This window comes from Clostridium frigidicarnis, from assembly GCF_900111985.1.
Classification (GTDB): domain Bacteria; phylum Bacillota; class Clostridia; order Clostridiales; family Clostridiaceae; genus Clostridium_Z; species Clostridium_Z frigidicarnis.
In genome coordinates this window covers 150,679-170,729 of record NZ_FOKI01000005.1, presented here as the reverse complement: position 1 = coordinate 170,729, position 20,051 = coordinate 150,679, and the positions used below count along the sequence as shown (strand labels likewise).

Sequence of the window (20,051 nt, the reverse complement as noted above, 5' to 3'; positions counted from 1 at the left end):
GTAGAAATAATTAAGGGTGAGGTGAAGATTGTGGTAAAGAAAAAGAAAAAAAAACCTTCATCTAATTCATTAATTGAAAACAATGAAATAAGAGGCATTTTTGCTATAGCATTAGGAATAATATTTTCTATTGCTATGTTTCATAGTAGTGGAGGGTCTTTAATAGTTTTTATAAGGGGAGTACTAATTGCTTTAATAGGAATTGGTGGATATTTAATTCCATTTTACTTGATTTTTTATGGATTTGCCCTTATTACTAAGAAAAAATTAAGCAACATTATTGATAATAGATTTTATTTTATGGTTGGAATTCTTATAAATACACTTGCATTTATACAGTTAATTAATAATGATTTATATTTTTATGATGGATTTTCAAGAGGATTAAGTATATTGGTAAAGGGACAAGAAACATTTCATGGTGGAATTTTAGGAATGATTATAAGTTATCCAATATATAAATTATTAGGAGTAGCAGCATCTTATGTACTTTATATTGCAGTATATATAGTAGCACTGATAATAGTATTTGATTTTTCACTGTATGATATAGGAAGTAACTTTAAAAGCAAAGTTAATTCCAATATTGGAGAAAGAAAATCAGGGCTCGGAAAAAATAAGGGTGACGTCAAACCTGTTATAGAAGCAGAAAATAATAATTTGCAAAAAGAAGATTTTTTAAATGGTGTAAATAATAAAATAAAAATATTGGATTTTATGAAAAACTCAAGCATTCTAGATGAGGAAGCTTTGGATAAAAAAGAAGAAAGTCCAGAAATGATTATTGACGGTAATAATTCAAATAATGAGAGTAAAAGATCCAATAAGAAAAAAGGAAATATTGAAGAATCTATAAAGGAAGAAATAAGTCATGAACTTAATTCTAAATTAGTGACTAATAATTTTGATGAAATTGAATATAAAATGCCAAGTTTAGAATTTTTGAATGAAAATACAATGGCTCAAATGAACAAAGAAGACAAAAAAGAGCTATTAACTAATGCTTCCAAACTAGAGGAAACATTGAATTGTTTTGGTGTTGAAGCCAAAGTATTACAAGTTATAAAAGGACCATCTGTTACTAGATTTGAACTACAGCCGAGTGCAGGAGTTAAAGTTAGTAAAATAGTAAACTTATCAGATGATATAGCGCTTAGTCTTGCAGCTAGAGGGGTTAGAATAGAAGCTCCTATTCCGGGTAAGTCAGCAGTGGGTATAGAAGTTCCTAATAAAGAATTAACACCGGTATTTCTAAGAGAAGTAATTCAAAGTGAAGAATTTGAAAATACTAAAAAAAACTTAGCTTTTTCTCTTGGAAAAGATATTGGCGGAAAATGTGTTGTTGCAGATCTTACTAAAATGCCTCATTTGTTAATTGCAGGGGCTACAGGTTCAGGTAAAAGTGTATGCATAAATACCTTAGTTATAAGTATCTTATATAAGTATTCACCAGAAGAAGTAAAATTATTAATGATTGACCCTAAAGTTGTTGAATTAAATGTGTACAATGGAATACCCCATCTTTTAATCCCTGTTGTTACAGATCCTAAAAAAGCTGCAGCTGCTTTAAATTGGGCTGTAAATGAAATGACAAGAAGATATAAGTTATTTGCAGATAATGGGGTTAGAAATGTAGAAGGATTTAATGATTTGTACGAAAAGGGGAAAATAGATGAAAAGTTACCTTGGATAGTTATAGTAGTAGATGAACTTGCAGACCTTATGATGGTGTGTCCTCGCGATGTAGAAGAGTATATAGCTAGACTTGCTCAAATGGCAAGAGCAGCTGGCATGCATCTTGTTATAGCTACTCAAAGGCCATCGGTAGATGTAATAACAGGAGTAATAAAAGCAAACATACCATCAAGAATATCCTTTGCAGTGTCATCTCAGGTGGATTCTAGAACAATAATAGATTCTGCAGGAGCAGAAAAACTCTTAGGTAAAGGTGACATGTTGTTCTATCCAGTAGGGCAATCAAAACCAGTTAGAATCCAAGGGGCATTTATATCAGAAGAAGAAGTAGAGAAGGTTGTTGATTTTATAAAAGTACAACAAGATCAGTGTCAATATGAGGAAGAAATTATTGAACATATAAATAATGAATCTATGTCAACTGCAAAAGGAAATGACAGTGAAGGGGGAGACGCTTTGATTGACGAAGCAGTTAAGGTAGTCGTAGAGTCTGGGCAAGCCTCTACATCATTACTTCAAAGAAGACTTAGAATAGGGTTTAATAGAGCTGCAAGAATAATGGAAGAGTTAGAGGAGATGCAAATAATTTCTCCTAGAGATGGTAGTAAACCAAGGCAAGTACTAATATCTAAAGATGAAATAAATGAAAATTATAATTAAAATACTTGTTTTAATTAAGAAAGAGATATAAAATTAATGTGTATATTTTTTAGACGTAGGAGGAAGAAAATTGGCTAAGTACAAAGTAGGAATTATAAGCTTAGGTTGCGATAAGAACAGGATAGATACAGAAATAATTTTAGCTAAATTAGAAAACAGTTATGAAATCACAAACAATCCAGAGGAAGCAGATATTTTAATTGTAAACACATGTGGATTCATAGAGAGTTCAAAACAGGAATCAATAGATACGATAATGGATATGGGAGAATATAAGAAAAAACATAATTGCAAAATATTGGTTGCTACAGGGTGTTTAACTCAGAGATATGGAAAAGAGCTTATAGAACTTATGCCAGAAATAGATATACTTTTAGGAGTTAATGACTATACAGACCTTATAAAGCACATAGATAAATTCCTTGTAGATAAGGAGAAAATAGTTAAGTGCGAGTATAGTAATGAAAGTATAAACGAAGGAAAAAGGGTTATAACAACTGATAAACATAGTGCATACATAAGAATAGCAGAAGGGTGCAATAATTTCTGCACTTATTGCATAATACCTAAAATAAGAGGTAAATTTAGAAGTAGAAAACTAGAAAACATAGTAAATGAAGCGAAAGCTCTTTCAGAAAATGGAGTAGAAGAATTAATACTAGTTGCTCAGGATACAACTATATATGGTGAAGATTTATATGGTGAAAAATCCTTAGTGAAATTAATACAAGAATTAAGTAAAATAGATAAGTTAAAATGGGTTAGAATATTATATTGTTATCCAGAAGAAATAAATGACGAACTTATAGAAGAGATGGCGACTAATGACAAAGTATGCAACTATTTAGACATACCAATTCAGCATATAAGTGATAATATACTAAAAAGAATGGCTAGAAAAACTAATAAAGAAACAATAGTAAATACTATAAAAAAACTAAGAAATAGAATGCCGGACATGGTTTTAAGAACTTCTTTAATAGTAGGTTTTCCAGGGGAAACAGAAGAGGATTTTAACGAGTTAAAAGAATTTGTTAAAGAATACAAACTTGATAATTTAGGAGTTTTTACTTATTCACAAGAAGAAGGAACACCTGCTTCAACAATGGAAAATCAGGTAGAAGAGAATATAAAGAAAAAAAGACAAAGGGAGCTAATGATAATACAACAAGATTTGTGTAAATGCCTAAATAAAGAAAAAGTTAACAAGGTATATGAGGTTTTAGTTGATAAAGAAAATGATCAGTACTATGTTGGAAGAACAAAAGGTATGGCTCCAGAAATTGATGGATTAGTTTATATTGAAAAGACCACTAAGATGAACAAAGGAGATTTTGTTAAGATTAAAGTTAATAAAGCCTTAGAATATGATTTAATAGGGGTTGTTGAAGATGAACTTAGCTAATAAACTTACAATTTTAAGAATTTTTTTAGTCCCAGTATTTTTAGTTTTTATAGCTGTAAAGGGTATACCATATGGAACATTTATAGCTACAGCAATATTTATATTAGCGGCATCAACAGATAAGCTAGATGGATATATAGCTAGAAGTAGGAATCAAGTTACAACATTTGGCAAAATAATGGATCCATTGGCGGATAAATTATTAGTTACTGCGGCACTTGTATCCTTAGTAGAATTTCAAATAATACCAGGATGGGCTGCGGTTATAATAATTGCACGTGAATTTGCAGTTAGTGGACTTAGAACTGTAGCTGCATCAGAAGGAATAGTTATAGCTGCAAGTTGGTGGGGCAAATTAAAAACAGTAATTCAAATAGTAGCTATAATATTATTGCTATTTAAAGTTAATATTATAACTACATATGGATGGAGTCAAACAATTGGAGATAACATGTTCTTAGGTACTTTCTTTGACGTGGTTCCCGAAATTGTCTTATATATTGCTGTTGTAATAACTTTAATATCAGGTATAGACTATTTTGTTAAAAATAAAGAAACACTTATAGTAGATAAATAAGTTTAAATATTAAACTTAGGGATATAATTAAATATATAAACAATATAAAAGTTCCTATTAATAGGGACTTTTATATTATTGATAGCAATTGCAAATAGAACAATACACTTATATAGTATTTTAAAATACATATGTATGCATGCTTATATGTATTTAAATCATTACTATTTTATATTGACTAAAATATACACTTAGTATATAATTGAGATAGAACAAACGTTCGGAGAGGTGGTAGCCAAATGGCAGTAGATACAGATAAATTAAAGGCTTTAGAATCCGCTATGGGTCAGATTGAAAAGCAATTTGGTAAGGGTTCTATTATGAAACTTGGAGAAAATAGTATTTTAAAATTAGATTCTATTTCAACGGGCTGCTTAGACCTAGACATTGCATTAGGAATAGGCGGGGTACCTACAGGAAGAATTATAGAAATATACGGACCAGAATCATCAGGTAAGACAACAGTAGCATTACATATAATTGCTGAAGCACAAAAAAATGGCGGAGTAGCAGCATTTATAGATGCAGAGCATGCACTTGATCCAAGTTATGCAAAAAAACTTGGTGTAGATATAGATAACATAATAGTATCTCAACCAGATACTGGAGAACAAGCGTTGGAAATAGTAGAAGCATTAGTTAGAAGTGGAGCTGTTGATGTTATAGTTGTTGACTCAGTTGCAGCACTAGTTCCTAGAGCAGAGATAGAAGGAGAAATGGGAGATGCTCATGTAGGCTTACAAGCAAGGCTTATGTCTCAAGCTCTAAGAAAATTAGCAGGAACAATAAGTAAATCTAACAGTTGTGCTATATTTATAAACCAACTAAGAGAAAAAGTTGGAGTTATGTTTGGAAATCCAGAAACAACTCCAGGAGGAAGAGCACTAAAGTTTTATTCATCAGTTAGAATGGATGTAAGAAGAATTGATTCAATAAAGCAAGGTGATGAGTTCTTAGGAAATAGAACAAGAGTCAAAGTTATAAAAAACAAAGTAGCACCTCCTTTTAAACAAGCGGAATTTGATATAATGTATAATGAAGGAATATCAAGAGAAGGAAATATAATTGATGTTGGTGTAAAAGAAGAAATAGTTCAAAAAAGTGGAGCTTGGTTCTCATACAATGATATAAGATTAGGACAAGGAAGAGAAAATGCTAAACAATATCTAAAGGACAATCCGACGGTTGCAAAAGAAATAGATAGATTAATAAGAGAAAAGCATAATCTCCCAGTTGCTAAAGAGGTTGTAGCCAAAGAAGAGAAAAAAGATAGCAAGAAATAATTGAAAGATAGAACTAAGAAGTCCTTAGTTCTATTTTTGTTTGAATTATGAATAGGTTTTCTTTAAATTTAAAAATTAAAAGAAATATTATTTGTTTTTGGGGTTTGATAGGTTTAAACCTTGACATAAATATAAAATAAATATAAAATAAATATAAAATATATGCAAATACTGGTTTGTAATATTGAGTAAAATTAATTTTATTCTCCTTTGACTTTAACTAAGGTATAGTTTCCCTAAAAGTGGAGGAGGTGTTATTGTGAAGTATATTATACCAGTAATTATTGTAATATTAGCAATCATTGTGCTATTATTTGTATATCTTCAACTGCAAAAGAAAATGAAGATATCTCAAAATAAGATATTAGAGGCAGAAAATGAAACAAAGGCCATCTTAGAAGGAGCCAAAAAACAATCAGAAGCATTAAAAAAAGAGTCAATATTAGAGGCGAAAGAAGAGGTCCATAGACTTAGAAGTGATTTCGATAAGGAAATAAGAGAACGTAGAAATGAAATTCAAAGAATGGAAAGAAGACTTATTCAAAGAGAAGAATCCTTAGATAAAAAAGGTGATGTCTTAGAGAAGAAAGAAGAAAATCTTAGTGAAAAGCTAAAAAATATTGAAGCTTTAGAAGACAATGTAAAAGAGTTATATTCAAAACAAAGAGAAGAATTAGAAAGAATTTCTGGATTAACTTCTGAAGAAGCTAAACAAATATTGCTAGATGAAGTTAATAAAGAAATTAAACATGAAGCAGCAATGATGATTAAAGAAGTTGAGACTAAAGCTCGTGAAGAAGCAGATAAGAGAGCAAAAGAAGTAATAACAAATGCTATTCAAAGATGTGCTGCTGATCATGTATCTGAATCTACAGTTCATGTTGTAGCTCTTCCTAATGACGAAATGAAGGGAAGAATTATAGGTAGAGAAGGTAGAAATATCAGAACATTAGAAACCTTAACAGGAGTTGATTTAATAATAGATGATACTCCAGAGGCTGTAATACTTTCAAGCTTTGATCCTATAAGGAGAGAAGTTGCTAGAATTGCTCTTGAAAGATTAATTGTTGATGGTAGAATACATCCAGCTAGGATCGAAGAGATGGTAGATAGAGCAAAGAAAGATGTAGAAAATGACATAAAAGAAGAAGGCGAGCAAGCCACTTTTGAAACAGGGGTTCATGGTCTACATATAGAACTTGTAAAACTTCTTGGAAGACTAAAGTACAGAACAAGTTACGGTCAAAACGTATTAAAACATTCAATGGAAGTTTCATACTTAGCAGGGCTTATGGCATCAGAATTAGGATTAGATGTTGCTACAGCTAAGAGAGCAGGATTACTTCATGATATAGGAAAGGCATTAGATCATGAAGTAGAAGGACCACATGCTATAATAGGATCAGAAATTGCAAAAAGATATCATGAATCTGCAGTTATAGTTAATGCTATAGGAGCTCATCATGGTGATATGGAAATGATTTCTATGGAAGCAGTGTTAGTTCAAGCGGCTGATGCTATTTCAGCAGCAAGACCAGGAGCTAGAAGAGAAACTTTAGAAGCTTACATTAAGCGTCTAGAGAAACTTGAAGAAATTGCAACTTCTTATGAAGGCGTAGACAAGTGTTTTGCAATACAAGCTGGAAGAGAAGTAAGAATAATGGTTAAACCTGATCAAGTTGATGATGCTGGAGCTATAGAGTTAGCTAGAAGTATGGTTAAAAACATAGAAAACGAATTAGAGTATCCAGGACAGATTAAAGTTAATGTCATAAGAGAAACTCGTGCTGTTGACTATGCAAAGTAAATAAGATTTTATAAAATACATTTTGTTATGCAAAATGTATTTTATTTTTGTTGAAATTTATAAAAGGAATTTTGAAAACCTTTGTAGAATATATATATGTAGTAGTAATAAAAAAAATATATATATTTAGTTAAATATTAAACTATAATTGTATTAAGTAGGGGGTAAAAAACATGGAAGTATTAAAAGTTTCAACAAAATCAAATCCGAATTCAGTGGCGGGGGCTTTGGCAGCAATTTTAAAAGAAAGAAATATAGTTGAGATACAAGCAATAGGAGCAGGTGCTATCAACCAAGCAGTTAAAGCGGTTGCTATAGCTAGGGGATTTGTTGCTCCAAGTGGAAAAGATATAGTTTGTGTTCCTGCATTCGCTGACGTTGAAATAGATGGTGAAGAAAGAACAGCTATAAAGTTAATAGTTCAACCAAGATAAGATATAAAAAAGGCTTGATTAAAATCAAGTCTTTTTATTTGTATTTCTAAGTTAAGGCATCTTCAAAAAATAATAGACCATTATTCTTGTCTATTTGGCATAATACTTCATGGTCAAAAGTCACCCATAGCACTAATATGAATGACTTTTAAATCTTTGTCTTATACCAAATGTACTTGGAATCTGTGTCAAATTATTTTTCAGATGCCTAATAATAACTAAATTTTAATTTAGAAATACAAATAAAATATGTATAAATTAATTATGTGAAATAATGTTTAGTGGATACAATATATTAAAGGTTTAGAGTAAAAAGGATAAATGTTATATTAAAAGTGTGAACTTTATCTTGTATTTTTATGAATAATAGTTATAATAGTATAAAATAAAAAAAATTTATTTTATACTATAGTTGTGTATTAATTAATGCAATATATTATTATTATACAATTTTAAAGGAAGCATTATATATTTATGAAATAAATAGGTGAAAGCCTTTAGTTATAGGGGGAGAATTATGGAATTATCAAAAAAAGCTACAAAAATATCACCATCTTTAACTTTAGCAATAACAGCTAAAGCAAAACAAATGAAAGCTGATGGAATAGATGTAATTGGATTTGGTGCTGGGGAGCCTGATTTTAACACTCCAGAAAATATACAAAAGGCGGCTATAAAAGCTATACAAGAAGGTTTGACTAGATATACTGCGGCATCAGGAATAATAGAGCTTAAAGATGCTATTATAACTAAGTTTAAAAATGATAATAATTTAAGTTATGGTAGAAATCAAATTATAGTATCTACAGGAGCAAAACAATGTTTGGCTAATGTGTTTAAAGCTATATTAAATCCAGGAGATGAGGTTTTAGTTCCTGTACCTTATTGGGTAAGTTACCCTGAACTTATAAAGTTAAGCGATGGAAATCCTGTTTTTGTTAATTGTAAAGAGGAAAATAATTTTAAATATACAGTTGAGGACTTAGAAAAGGCTTTAACTGTAAAAACTAAAGCAATTATAATTAATAGTCCTAATAATCCAACAGGTACAATATATAATAAGCAGGAATTAATAGAAATTGCTAATTTTGCACAAAAACATGATTTGATAATAATATCAGATGAAATATATGAAAAATTAATATATGGGAACAATACTCATATAAGTATTGCTTCTCTAAATGAAGATTCATACAAGCGAACAATTGTAATCAATGGAGTATCTAAAGCATATGCCATGACTGGATGGAGAATTGGTTATGCAGCAGGAGATGAAAAAATAATAAAACTTATGTCTAATATACAAAGCCATACTACTTCTAATCCTAACTCTATAGCACAATATGCATCTGTAGAAGCATTAAATGGCGATAAGACTAAAGTAGAAGAAATGATACTAGAATTTAAGAAGAGAAGAGAATTTATGGTTAAGAGAGTTGAGGAAATAGGAACTCTTACTTGTATAAAACCAGATGGTGCATTTTATGTTATGATAAATATAAAATCTTTAATAGGTAAATCTTTTAATGGAAAGAATATAGTAGGATCTGTAGATTTTTCATCCTTGCTTTTAGAAGAAGAAAAAGTAGCTGTAATACCGGGAATTGCATTTGGATTAGATGAGTACATTAGATTATCTTATGCTACATCACTAAAAAACATTGAAGAAGGTTTAAGTAGAATAGAAAATTTTATAAAAAAATTATCATAATTTAAATAAAGGTTTAAGTTATGATAAAAAATGTTGAATTAAGTCAAAAAAATGTTATAATTAAATAGTTAATAAAAATTAAACATTAAAGAGGTGGAAGTAATGGTATCTAAAGAGGTTATAGTAAAAAATTCAACTGGTTTACATGCTAGACCAGCTACTTTACTAGTAAAGAAAGCATCTGCTTTCAAGTCAGATATAAGCTTAGAGTTCAATGGGAAAAAAGCTAACGTAAAAAGTTTAATAGGTGTTTTATCTTTAGGAGTAACTAAAGATGCAAACGTAACAGTTACTGCTTCAGGAGATGACGAAACTTTAGCTGTTGAAGAAATAGTTAAGTTAATAGCTTCATTAGAAGAGTAATATAATTATTTAAATAAAAATCAAAGGTCACTTATTTTTAAGTGGCCTTTGATTTTTATTATTTCTTTTGAAGTTTTTGTCTGCTTCTAAGCATTAAAATTAATAAGTATATTGCAGCAACACCAACTAAAATGTATATTACTCGTTGTAATGTAGGTATTGAGTGAAATAAAAGACCTACAAGGTCAACATTAAGTAGCCCTATAATCCCCCAATTAAGAGCTCCTATAAGTACTAAGACCATGGCTAATTTGTCTAATGCATTTAGTTTGTACATTTTACATCCTCCCATAAAGATAAAATCATTTTAATAAATTATATTAAAATCTTTTAAAAATATACCTGATATTTTATTTATGTTATGATATAATACGAATAAAGATTAAAAATAAAATTATAATATTCGCGTAGGAGGCTTTTAATGAGAAATACATATAACACACCTTTAAATAGTAGATATGCATCTAAAGAAATGAGTTACATATTTTCAGATAATATGAAATTCACTACATGGAGAAAACTATGGGTAGCATTAGCAGAAGGCGAAATGGAATTAGGGCTTAATATCACCAAAGAACAAGTAGATGAACTTAAGGCCCACATAGAAGATATAAACTATGAAGAGGCAATAGCTAAGGAGAAGGAAGTAAGACATGATGTTATGAGCCATGTGTATGCGTATGGTCTTCAGTGTCCTAATGCTAAAGGAATAATACATTTAGGTGCTACATCTTGTTATGTAGGTGATAATACAGATGTTATAGTAATGAGAGATGCCTTACTTTTAATAAAGAAAAAAATAGTTAATACGATAAAATTACTAAGTGATTTTGCTTTAAAATATAAAGACATGGCTACATTGGGATTTACTCATTTTCAACCAGCACAGCTTACAACTGTGGGAAAAAGAGCAACTCTTTGGATTCAAGATTTAGTTATGGATATAGAAAATATAGATTTCTTAATAAGCACATTAAAATTAAGAGGTGTTAAAGGAACTACTGGAACTCAAGCAAGTTTCATGAATCTTTTTGAAGATAACGAGGAAAAGGTTAAAGAATTGGATAAAAAAGTAGCGGAAAAAATGGGTTTTGAAAAAAGCTATGGAGTTACAGGTCAAACTTATCCAAGAAAATTAGATTCAATAATACTAAACACTTTATCTGAAATAGCTCAAAGTGCTTACAAATTTTCAAATGATTTAAGACTTCTTCAAAGTATGAAAGAAGTTGAAGAACCATTTGAAAAAAATCAAATAGGATCTTCAGCTATGGCATATAAAAGAAATCCTATGAGATCAGAAAGAATGGGAGCTTTAGCTAGATATGTTATAGTTGATGCTTTAAATCCAGCAATAACAGCATCTACACAATGGTTTGAAAGAACATTGGATGATTCAGCAAATAAAAGAATCGCTGTAGCAGAAGCATTCCTTGCTTTAGATGGAGTTTTAAACCTTTATATGAATATATCAGAAAATATGGTTGTGTATGATAAGGTTATAAAATCACATGTTCTTAGAGAACTACCTTTTATGGCTACAGAAAACATAATGATGGAATCTGTAAAAAGAGGTGGAGATAGACAAGAGCTTCATGAAAGTATAAGAATACATTCAATGGCTGCTGCACAAAGAGTTAAGGGTGAAGGATTAGAAAATGATTTAATAGATAGAATAATAAATGATAAGAGCTTCAAATTATCAAAGGAAGAAATATTATCAATAATAGATCCTAATGAATTTGTTGGAAGAGCTCCAAGTCAAGTTATTGAATTTATAAATGAATATGTTAATCCTATACTTGAAAACAATAAAGAAGCATTAGAAGTAAAAGTCGAGATAACTGTTTAATAAAAAAAGAACTGCTAAATGCAGTTCTTTTTTGTTAAATATTATTAAGATTTATCATATCGTCCATATTGTATAATTTAGGAGCTTTTCCAACTATAAATTGAGAGGCTTTTAATGCACCATGAGCAAAAACATCTCTTGAAATAGCTTTGTGAGTAAGTTCTAAAACTTCTCCAGAGCCTGCAAAAATAACTTCATGATCTCCAACTATATTTCCGCCTCTAATAGCATGAATTCCAATTTCCTTCTTTTCACGCTTTTTTATGCTATCTCTTCCATATATAAATTCTGTTTCAGAATTTAATGAATCTTTTATAGAATTAGCTAGTAGTAGAGCTGTACCACTAGGAGCATCAATTTTTTGATTGTGATGTTTTTCAATTATTTCTATATCAAAATTCTCATAAAGAAAAGGAGACGCTTTTTTTAGTAGAGCATTTAAAACATTTATACCTATACTCATATTAGCAGATTTAAATATAGCAATTTTCTTTGAGCAGTCATCTATATATTTTAACTGGTCATCAGAAAAACCGGTGCTACATAATACTATAGGAGCATTTTTTTTTATTGAATAACTCATTAAATCATTAAGAGCATCCGGTCTTGAAAAATCTATTATAGCATCTATTTGTTCATTGCACTGATCTATAGAAGTATATACAGGATAAGTGCTAAGAGATTCTCCACTTTTATCTATTCCAGCCACTATAGATAAATCTTTAAAAGATTTTGTACATTCAGTAACAACTTTTCCCATTTTCCCATTACATCCATTTAATAAAATATTAATCATATCGTTATCCACCTTAAATTAAATCATTATTCTTAAGTTCTTGTTTCAAAAATGCCAGATTGTTGGGTGCCATTTCGCATAAAGGTAATCTTAAGTGACCAACCTTTTGTCCCATAAGGTTTAAAGCTGTTTTAACAGGTATAGGATTTGTTTCAACAAATAATGCTTCACATAAGGAAAGCAATGAAAGTTGAAGGTTCAAAGCTTCTTTAACTTTACCTTCAAAAAACAATTGGCAAATTTCATGAGTTTCTTTTGGTTTTACATTTGCTAAAACAGATATAACACCTGCACCACCAAGTGAAAGTATAGGAATGATTTGGTCATCATTTCCAGAGTATATATCTATTTTATCCTTACATAAATTTTTCATTTTAGCAATTTGAGATATATCGCCTGAAGCCTCTTTTATAGCAACAACATTTTTTAATTCAGCAAGCTTTACTAAAGTTGATGGTTTTATATTCATACCAGTTCTTCCAGGTACATTGTAAAGTATTATAGGAGTGTTAACTTCACTATCTATAGCTTTATAATGTTCTATAAGTCCCTTTTCACTAGTTTTATTATAGTAAGGTGTTATTAATAATAATCCATCAACATCAATAGATTCAGCCCATTTGCTCATGGATATAGAAACTGCTGTATTATTACAGCCTGTTCCCGCTATTACAGGTATTCTTTTCTTTACTTTGTTAACTGTAAATCTTATTGTTTCTTTTTTCTCATCTTCGGTCATGGTAGAAGCTTCTCCAGTTGTACCGCAAACGATTATGGCATCAGTACCTTCTTTTATATGCCATTCTATTAATTCTCCTAGTTTTTCAAAATCCACACCCTTTTGGTTAAAAGGTGTTATTATTGCGACACCTGATCCCTTAAATAATGTCATATAGATACCTCCAATAATTAATTCTAGATACTTACATTATATAATGTGTAAAAGAAAAAATATATATAATTTATGAAAAATAATTTTTTGGAAATACTATAGATATTAAAGATAAAAAGGGGAGAGTAAATATGGGAAAAACACCATTGAAAAAGGTTATAAAAGCTAAAATAAAGGCAAATAAGGAACTAACTCCAGAAGAGTCTATGAGAGAAAAATTAAAATATGAAATAGCTGATGAATTAGGATTAAAGGACAAAGTAGATGAGCTAGGGTGGGGCGGACTTACAGCTGAAGAGACAGGCAGAATTGGCGGGATGATGACTAAAAAGAAAAAAACACTGCATCTTCCTAAAAATGAAGAAATTTTAAGCAAAATAAGAAAATCATAGTTGACTATGCTTTAAAAAGTTTATAATATAAATGGAGAGTGTAAATCCACTATAGGGGGATGGAAATGGAAAGTTATTCAAAATTATCTTCTATATATGATGAGTTAATATATGAAGATATAAATTATAATGATTTTTATAATAAAATAATGGAAAGTTGTAAAGAACATGACATTAAGTTTAATAATTATTTAGATTTAGCTTGTGGTACTGGAAATCTATCTAAAATTGTGTGTAAGCATTTTAAAAACACTTATTTAGTAGATTTGTCAGAAGAAATGCTTATGATTGCATCTGATAAACTTAGAAAACAAAAAAATAATGCAAAAGTTATATGCCAAGATATGAGTAAACTTATTTTAAATAATAGATTTGATTTGATAACATGTTGTTTAGATTCAACCAATTATTTAATAGAGGATGATGATATTAAGAATTATTTTTTATCAGTATATAATCATTTAAATGATGATGGAATATTTATATTTGATATAAATTCCTATTATAAATTAAGTGAGGTTCTAGGTAATAACATATTTACATATAATAGTGAAGACGTGTTTTATACATGGGAAAATATTTTTGAAGATGACATTTTAGAAATGAACCTAACTTTCTTTATAAAAGAAGGTGAAAGTTATGAACGATTTGATGAACAACATTTTGAAAGAGCATATAATGAAAAATATTTAGAAAAGTTATTAACTAGTACGGGATTTAAAATAGTGAGCAAGTTAGATAATTATAATAAAGATACTATAAAAGAGTCTACTGAGAGGATAACCTATGTAGTCAAAAAAGTAGATTAGTTGGAGGAGTCATTTTATGAAGGATAAATTAATAAGAGGAACAGCAAAAGACGGACAGGTAAGATTTATAGCAGCTAGCACAACAGAATTAGTTAATAAGGCTATGGGATTACATAATTGTAGCGCTACTTCAGGGGCAGCCCTTGGAAGGCTTTTAACAGGGGCTAGCTTAATGGGAAGCATGCTTAAAAACGATAAAGATACTTTAACTCTTCAAATGAATGGAGGGGGACCGGCAAAATCTTTAGTAGCAACCTCTTATTCTGATGGAAGTGTTAAGGGGTATATATCCAATCCATTTGTTGATATACCCCTAAATTCTAAGGGAAAATTAGATGTAGGTGGAGCAGTAGGTAAGAATGGAACTTTATATGTTATAAAAGATATGGGATTAAAGGATCCGTATATAGGACAAGTGCCGATATATACAGGGGAAATAGCTGAAGATTTAGCTTACTATTTTACAGTATCAGAACAGACACCTTCAGCAGTAGCACTTGGTGTTCTTGTGGATACAGATCTATCTGCTAAAGCTGCTGGTGGATTTATAATACAAATGATGCCAGATGCAGATCCACTTTTAGCAGACCTGATAACTTATAGATTAGAAGATATACCATCTATTACAGATATGTTATCAAAAGGTATGACTATAGAACAGGTTATAGAAGAAGTATTTGATGGAATGGATGCTAAAATCATGGAAGAGCTTACGCCAATATATACTTGTAATTGCTCAAAGGAAAGAGTAGAGAGAGCTTTTTTAAGTATAGGAGAAAAGGACTTAAGAGAATTATATGAGGATGGAAAAACAGAAGAATTAAAATGTCATTTCTGTAATACTACATATAAATTTACTCATGAAGAAATAGGTGAACTTTTAAAAAGTTTAACTCAAGAGTAAATATTAAAAATCAGGTTTAATATATATTATATATAAACCTGACTTTTTCATTAAAAAGTATTGACAAAATCCTAAAGATATAATACAATATTAAATGTAAGTTAGTTATGGCCCAGTGGCTCAGTTGGTTAGAGTGCCGGCCTGTCACGCCGGAGGTCGAGGGTTCGAGTCCCTTCTGGGTCGCCATAACTTACGGCTCGATAGCTCAGTCGGTAGAGCAGAGGACTGAAAATCCTCGTGTCGCTGGTTCGATTCCTGCTCGAGCCACCAATTTAATAATGGCGCTATAGCCAAGTGGTAAGGCACGGGTCTGCAACACCCTCATCCCCAGTTCAAATCTGGGTGGCGCCTCCAGAAGCATCTAATTTTTTAGATGCTTTTTTGTTTTGTGTAATATATAAGTAGGGTGATTAAATTATAAGTTTTCATTTAAAGAATTAATTAATACATTAAACTAGTTTAATATAAGAGGATTTATAGCTAAGAAAAGGGCTATGTTTACAAGTGAAAAAAGTTGAGCAATAAAGATTATTATTTGTTGACAAAAATATATTGTCAATATATAATAGTTTGCATAGGAACGATATAGTTTGCATGCGAACAATGTGGGGGTGTACTGTGGAGTTTTTCGTAAAATACAAAATTAAGGTTGATAAAAAAACTTTAATATTATTAGCAGGTTGTGTATGGATATTTGCAGGTTCAAAACTATTATCTTTGGGATATAAAGATTTTATGGGAAGTATAGATAGAAATGTTTATTTTCTAGGTATTTCAATAGGAGTATTTTTAATGTTTTACAATTCTATATTTAAAAAAATGGTTAAAAAACATACTGAAAGAATTTTAAATAGTAAGATCAAAAAACATTGTGTTTTTTCTTTCTTTGATGTAAAAGGGTATATAATTATGACTTTTATGATAACTATGGGGATATTTGTTAGGTCATCACATTTATTTGAACCTATATATCTGGGATCGTTTTATATAGGTCTTGGATTTTCGTTATTATTATCAGGTGCAATATTTTTATTTACAGCTATAAATTTTCAAAATAGGAAAATTAATTATATTATAAAATAAATTTATTGAGGATTTATATAAGTGTATTTATTATTAGTTTAATATAAATTTATTTAAATCAAATAAAAGGTTATGTCAGTATTAACGGGGGGAGAGAAGTATATGAGTAAATTTGAATCTTTTGAAATAGCTATGTTAATTAAGGAAGTGTATTCAAGCACTATGAATATAGTAAGTAACAGTTTAAAGGATAGTGGACTAACTCATCAGCAAATAATGATTATAAAGTTAGTAGCACATAATAAAGAAGTTAATCTTTCTAGGCTATGTGAAGAGATGTCTTTATCCAAAGGAACTGTATCAGGGATAGTTCAAAGATTAGAGGATATAGGTTATATAGAGAAAGTTAAGTATGAGAATGATAAAAGAAATACTTATGTAAGATTTTCAAAAAGAGGATTAGAATTTGCAAATGAATTTAGAAATAAGATTAATGAAAGTTTTGATAAGATATTTGAAAATTTTACTGAAGAAGAGGTTAAGGAAGTTAAAGAAGGTTTATTAAAACTAAAGAAAAAGATAAAGGAGAATGAGAACAAATGAATGGAGAATTAATTTTTGCGATTATTATAATTACTCTAGCATTAGTATTTTATACAATAGGAGTATGGGGAGAAAGAAAAAGCAATACACTAAAAAAATCTCATGTAATTACGTTTTGGTTAGGGTTGTTATGTGATACAATAGGAACACTAACTATGGGAAAGATAGCAAGAGAAGGGATTAATCAAATTTCAGCTACGTCTCAAATGATACATGGAGTAACAGGGATTTTGGCAATAGCATTAATGATATTTCATGCTATTTGGGCAACTTGGGTTTTATATAAGAATGATACTAATAAAAAACAGACATTCCATAAGTTTAGTATTACTGTGTGGGGAATATGGTTAGTACCATATTTTATAGGTATGATAATAGGTATGATGAAATAAAAACAGGATTCCGTAAAGGAATCCTGTTTTTTTATTTACAGGTCATTATATCTAATATTAATTTATCAGTTTCATTCATACCTTTAGTGCCTATTATAGCAAGGTTTTGAATTGTTTTTTCTATATCATTATCTATTATACCATCAGTACAACCTATCTCTATTTCTTCTATTGCAAGTAGAGCTGATTGAACAGCTGCACTTACACCAGTAGATACTTTTAAGGCGCATCCAGTTTTGGCACCATCACAAATCATTCCAACTATATTTCCGGCCATATTTTTTATTGCATAATTTACATTCTTTAAGCTTCCGCCTAGTAAATAAGCTATTCCACAGCTAGCTCCAGAAGAAGCTACAACACAACCACATAAGGCAGATAACCTTCCAAGATATGCTTTTATATGTATAGCTACTAAATTAGCTAAAATTAAAGCTCTTGCTAATTTTTCTTCATCTGTGTTTAAATGTTCAGCTACTGCAATAACTGGCATCATTACAGTTATGCCTTGATTACCACTTCCAGAGTTGCTCATAACAGGAAGCATAGATCCAGCCATCCTAGCATCAGAAGCAGCAGCTGTATATGCCATGGCGTAATTTTGAAGATCCTTACTTAATAATCCTTTTTCAATATTATTCATAAGAGTCTTACCAACTTTTAAGCCGTAATTATTATTAAGTCCCTCAAAGGATATTTCTTTATTCATTTTAGCCCCCTCTAAAATGAATTTTATATCATTAAAATCAGCTGTAGTTGCAAAATTATATATTTCTTCTACTGTGGCGAAAACACCAGGGTTTTCATTTGTATCACTGCATATTAGTTCTTCTTGGGATAAATCAAGAAGAATAGAATCATTTAATTGTACAAAAACTATATTAGCGTGTTTATCTTTTATAATAACACGTGATGTATTTTCACCATCAAAAATTTCAGCTTCTATATACAATTTATTAGGAACATCTTTAACAGCAACGGAAACCTTATTTTCCTTTACAAATTGTTTTGATTCATCAATTTGTTTTGTATTTATATCTTTTAAGACTTCAAGTTCAGCATCGGAATTACCACCGATGGCTCCTAGAGCAGCTGCAATATGGAGCCCTACCATGCCTGTACCAGGTATTCCAACTCCCATGCCGTTTTTTAGAATGTTAGCGCTTACAAAAATATTTATTTTTTTTATATCATTTTTAATTAGGCTGCTAGCTTTACTACTGGCAAGAGCAACAGCTATGGGCTCAGTGCACCCAAGTGCTGGAACTACTTCACTTTTAATTAGATTTAAAAAGAAATCTTTGTCTTTAATATTCAACTTAATCAACCCCTTAAATTCAATGCTTCTTTAAGAAACAAATTGAGATAAAAAATTACCCTAATTAATAATACTCTTATTTTATACATTAAATCAATCGTTTGTAGGAATACTATTATAAAGTTAAATTTAGATTATAACCTTGTAAAGTAGATTAAGAAACTAATATATTTTTAATTAAAGTGATAATAAATACAGTTTTAAAGAATAGTTATTATCAATTTAAATATCAATGCACATTAAGCTACCTCTATCAATTAATTTGCCTTTTCGTAGATAAACTGGTTCTACATTATGTTTTTCTAAAAACTTTATCACTTTTGTTCCTTGAGTATAACAATTTAAGTCTCCAAAAAAGGCCATCTTATTTGGAGAAACAAGACCACAACATCCGCCTATAAAACCATGGTCAAGTCCAGGAAGTACAATATCACCATATGGTACATATAATAAATCCATAGAGTAGTTTTTTAAAGAATTAACTATAGATTTATCGCTGGTTATTAATGCATTGTTGGATACTATTGCTGTAGAACATTTTGTATATCCTTGTTTTGTATTTATTAAAGTTTTGTGATTTACAAGTTTTAATAAATTTTTATCTGTATATTTTAAGTTATGAAGAAATAAATTATCTAAATTTACAGCATTCAACATAATATCCCAAGGGTATTTGGAAGTTAATATGTTTTCAGAATAGATGATTTTAATGTTTAGGTTCTTTAATTTATCTATAATTTTCGGGGATATATTTTTATGAACAATTATTTGTTTTGAATCTAAGATATTTAATTGTATATCTGGGTGACCGTTTATAGCATCATATACATCACAACATTTAGGAACGATAATTGGTGAAATTTCAAGTTTTTCAAGAGAAATTAATTCCTCATCAGAAATTCTATAATCTACAAATGCATATTTCATTTTTAATACCTCATAATTATAAAAAAATTAATATATTAAATGTTTCAGTAAATATAATAGAATATTTACTTTAATATATAAAAATATTATAGCAAATATTAGAATAATTTATATGGAAAATATTAAACTGCAGGTGTCGATATTTGTTAAATTTTTTTTGTATATCACAGAAGTTAAAACACATACTATGTTTAGGAAGGGAGTGAGA

Annotated in this window: 20 protein-coding genes and 3 tRNA genes; 18 read left to right on the top strand and 5 right to left on the bottom strand. The window is 29.7% G+C overall.

Annotated features, from left to right (window positions below):
• Positions 1–30 precede the first annotated feature (30 nt).
• The 8 genes from BM119_RS04605 to BM119_RS04570 all read left to right on the top strand — a co-directional run bounded on the left by BM119_RS04605 (position 31) and on the right by BM119_RS04570 (position 9,935).
• Entirely contained in the window at positions 31–2,355 is a 2,325-nt protein-coding gene (locus tag BM119_RS04605) for an FtsK/SpoIIIE family DNA translocase (protein WP_242948317.1), read from the top strand.
• Positions 2,356–2,425: 70 nt separating this feature from the next.
• Positions 2,426–3,760, top strand: a complete 1,335-nt coding sequence (gene rimO / locus BM119_RS04600; protein ID WP_090039307.1) for a 30S ribosomal protein S12 methylthiotransferase RimO — start codon at positions 2,426–2,428, stop codon at positions 3,758–3,760.
• Entirely contained in the window at positions 3,747–4,337 is a 591-nt protein-coding gene (gene pgsA, locus BM119_RS04595; RefSeq protein WP_090039305.1) for a CDP-diacylglycerol--glycerol-3-phosphate 3-phosphatidyltransferase, read from the top strand. The genes rimO and pgsA overlap by 14 nt, the downstream gene beginning before the upstream one ends.
• 239 nt (positions 4,338–4,576) lie before the next feature.
• The gene (gene recA / locus BM119_RS04590) at positions 4,577–5,620 is read left to right on the top strand and encodes a recombinase RecA (RefSeq protein WP_090039303.1); all 1,044 of its coding nucleotides are present in this window, start codon (positions 4,577–4,579) and stop codon (positions 5,618–5,620) included.
• A 259-nt stretch (positions 5,621–5,879) separates the two neighbouring features.
• The gene (gene rny, locus BM119_RS04585; RefSeq protein WP_090039302.1) at positions 5,880–7,427 is read left to right on the top strand and encodes a ribonuclease Y; all 1,548 of its coding nucleotides are present in this window, start codon (positions 5,880–5,882) and stop codon (positions 7,425–7,427) included.
• A 173-nt stretch (positions 7,428–7,600) separates the two neighbouring features.
• Entirely contained in the window at positions 7,601–7,861 is a 261-nt protein-coding gene (locus BM119_RS04580; RefSeq protein ID WP_090039299.1) for a stage V sporulation protein S, read from the top strand.
• A 517-nt stretch (positions 7,862–8,378) separates the two neighbouring features.
• A complete protein-coding gene (locus BM119_RS04575) occupies positions 8,379–9,572 on the top strand; it encodes a pyridoxal phosphate-dependent aminotransferase (protein ID WP_090039297.1) in 1,194 nt (397 codons plus the stop codon).
• A gap of 102 nt (positions 9,573–9,674) precedes the next feature.
• The gene (locus BM119_RS04570; RefSeq protein ID WP_090039295.1) at positions 9,675–9,935 is read left to right on the top strand and encodes an HPr family phosphocarrier protein; all 261 of its coding nucleotides are present in this window, start codon (positions 9,675–9,677) and stop codon (positions 9,933–9,935) included.
• A gap of 58 nt (positions 9,936–9,993) precedes the next feature.
• Here BM119_RS04570 and BM119_RS04565 read toward each other — a convergent pair whose 3' ends face one another.
• Positions 9,994–10,212, bottom strand: a complete 219-nt coding sequence (locus BM119_RS04565; RefSeq protein WP_090039294.1) for a DUF378 domain-containing protein — start codon at positions 10,210–10,212, stop codon at positions 9,994–9,996.
• Between the two features lie 144 nt (positions 10,213–10,356).
• Between BM119_RS04565 and purB the strand changes: the two genes are divergently transcribed.
• Complete coding sequence (purB, locus tag BM119_RS04560) at positions 10,357–11,787, top strand: adenylosuccinate lyase (RefSeq protein WP_090039292.1); 1,431 nt, start codon at positions 10,357–10,359, stop codon at positions 11,785–11,787.
• Positions 11,788–11,821: 34 nt separating this feature from the next.
• Here the strand turns inward: purB and dapB are convergent, their stop codons facing one another.
• On the bottom strand, positions 11,822–12,583 hold the full coding sequence (gene dapB, locus BM119_RS04555; protein WP_090039291.1) for a 4-hydroxy-tetrahydrodipicolinate reductase: 762 nt from the start codon (positions 12,581–12,583) through the stop codon (positions 11,822–11,824).
• 13 nt (positions 12,584–12,596) lie between these two features.
• On the bottom strand, positions 12,597–13,475 hold the full coding sequence (gene dapA / locus BM119_RS04550) for a 4-hydroxy-tetrahydrodipicolinate synthase (protein WP_090039290.1): 879 nt from the start codon (positions 13,473–13,475) through the stop codon (positions 12,597–12,599).
• Positions 13,476–13,606: 131 nt separating this feature from the next.
• On the opposite strand from dapA, the gene BM119_RS04545 reads away from it, so the two are divergent.
• From BM119_RS04545 to BM119_RS04505, 9 genes are all read left to right on the top strand, one after another.
• Positions 13,607–13,867 (top strand): alpha/beta-type small acid-soluble spore protein, encoded by a 261-nt coding sequence (locus BM119_RS04545; protein ID WP_090039289.1) that lies wholly within the window; start codon positions 13,607–13,609, stop codon positions 13,865–13,867.
• Positions 13,868–13,932: 65 nt separating this feature from the next.
• Positions 13,933–14,676, top strand: coding sequence for a class I SAM-dependent DNA methyltransferase (locus BM119_RS04540; RefSeq protein WP_090039287.1), 744 nt, complete (start codon positions 13,933–13,935; stop codon positions 14,674–14,676).
• A 16-nt stretch (positions 14,677–14,692) separates the two neighbouring features.
• Entirely contained in the window at positions 14,693–15,580 is an 888-nt protein-coding gene (gene hslO / locus BM119_RS04535) for an Hsp33 family molecular chaperone HslO (protein WP_090039285.1), read from the top strand.
• 109 nt (positions 15,581–15,689) lie between these two features.
• Positions 15,690–15,766 (top strand) — tRNA-Asp (locus BM119_RS04530).
• 8 nt (positions 15,767–15,774) lie between these two features.
• Positions 15,775–15,850, top strand: a tRNA-Phe gene (locus BM119_RS04525).
• Between the two features lie 10 nt (positions 15,851–15,860).
• Positions 15,861–15,934: transfer RNA gene (locus tag BM119_RS04520), tRNA-Cys, on the top strand.
• Between the two features lie 264 nt (positions 15,935–16,198).
• Entirely contained in the window at positions 16,199–16,663 is a 465-nt protein-coding gene (locus BM119_RS04515) for a hypothetical protein (protein ID WP_242948315.1), read from the top strand.
• Positions 16,664–16,765: 102 nt separating this feature from the next.
• Positions 16,766–17,206 carry a MarR family winged helix-turn-helix transcriptional regulator gene (locus BM119_RS04510; RefSeq protein ID WP_090039284.1) on the top strand — a complete coding sequence of 147 codons (441 nt, stop codon included), beginning with the start codon at positions 16,766–16,768 and terminating at the stop codon, positions 17,204–17,206.
• The gene (locus tag BM119_RS04505; RefSeq protein ID WP_090039282.1) at positions 17,203–17,598 is read left to right on the top strand and encodes an HsmA family protein; all 396 of its coding nucleotides are present in this window, start codon (positions 17,203–17,205) and stop codon (positions 17,596–17,598) included. Before BM119_RS04510 ends, BM119_RS04505 begins: the two co-directional genes overlap by 4 nt.
• Positions 17,599–17,629: 31 nt before the next feature.
• On the opposite strand, the gene BM119_RS04500 is transcribed toward BM119_RS04505, so the two are convergent.
• A complete protein-coding gene (locus tag BM119_RS04500) occupies positions 17,630–18,916 on the bottom strand; it encodes an L-cysteine desulfidase family protein (RefSeq protein WP_090039280.1) in 1,287 nt (428 codons plus the stop codon).
• Between the two features lie 222 nt (positions 18,917–19,138).
• A complete protein-coding gene (locus BM119_RS04495) occupies positions 19,139–19,843 on the bottom strand; it encodes a DUF6873 family GME fold protein (RefSeq protein WP_090039279.1) in 705 nt (234 codons plus the stop codon).
• Positions 19,844–20,051 lie beyond the last annotated feature (208 nt).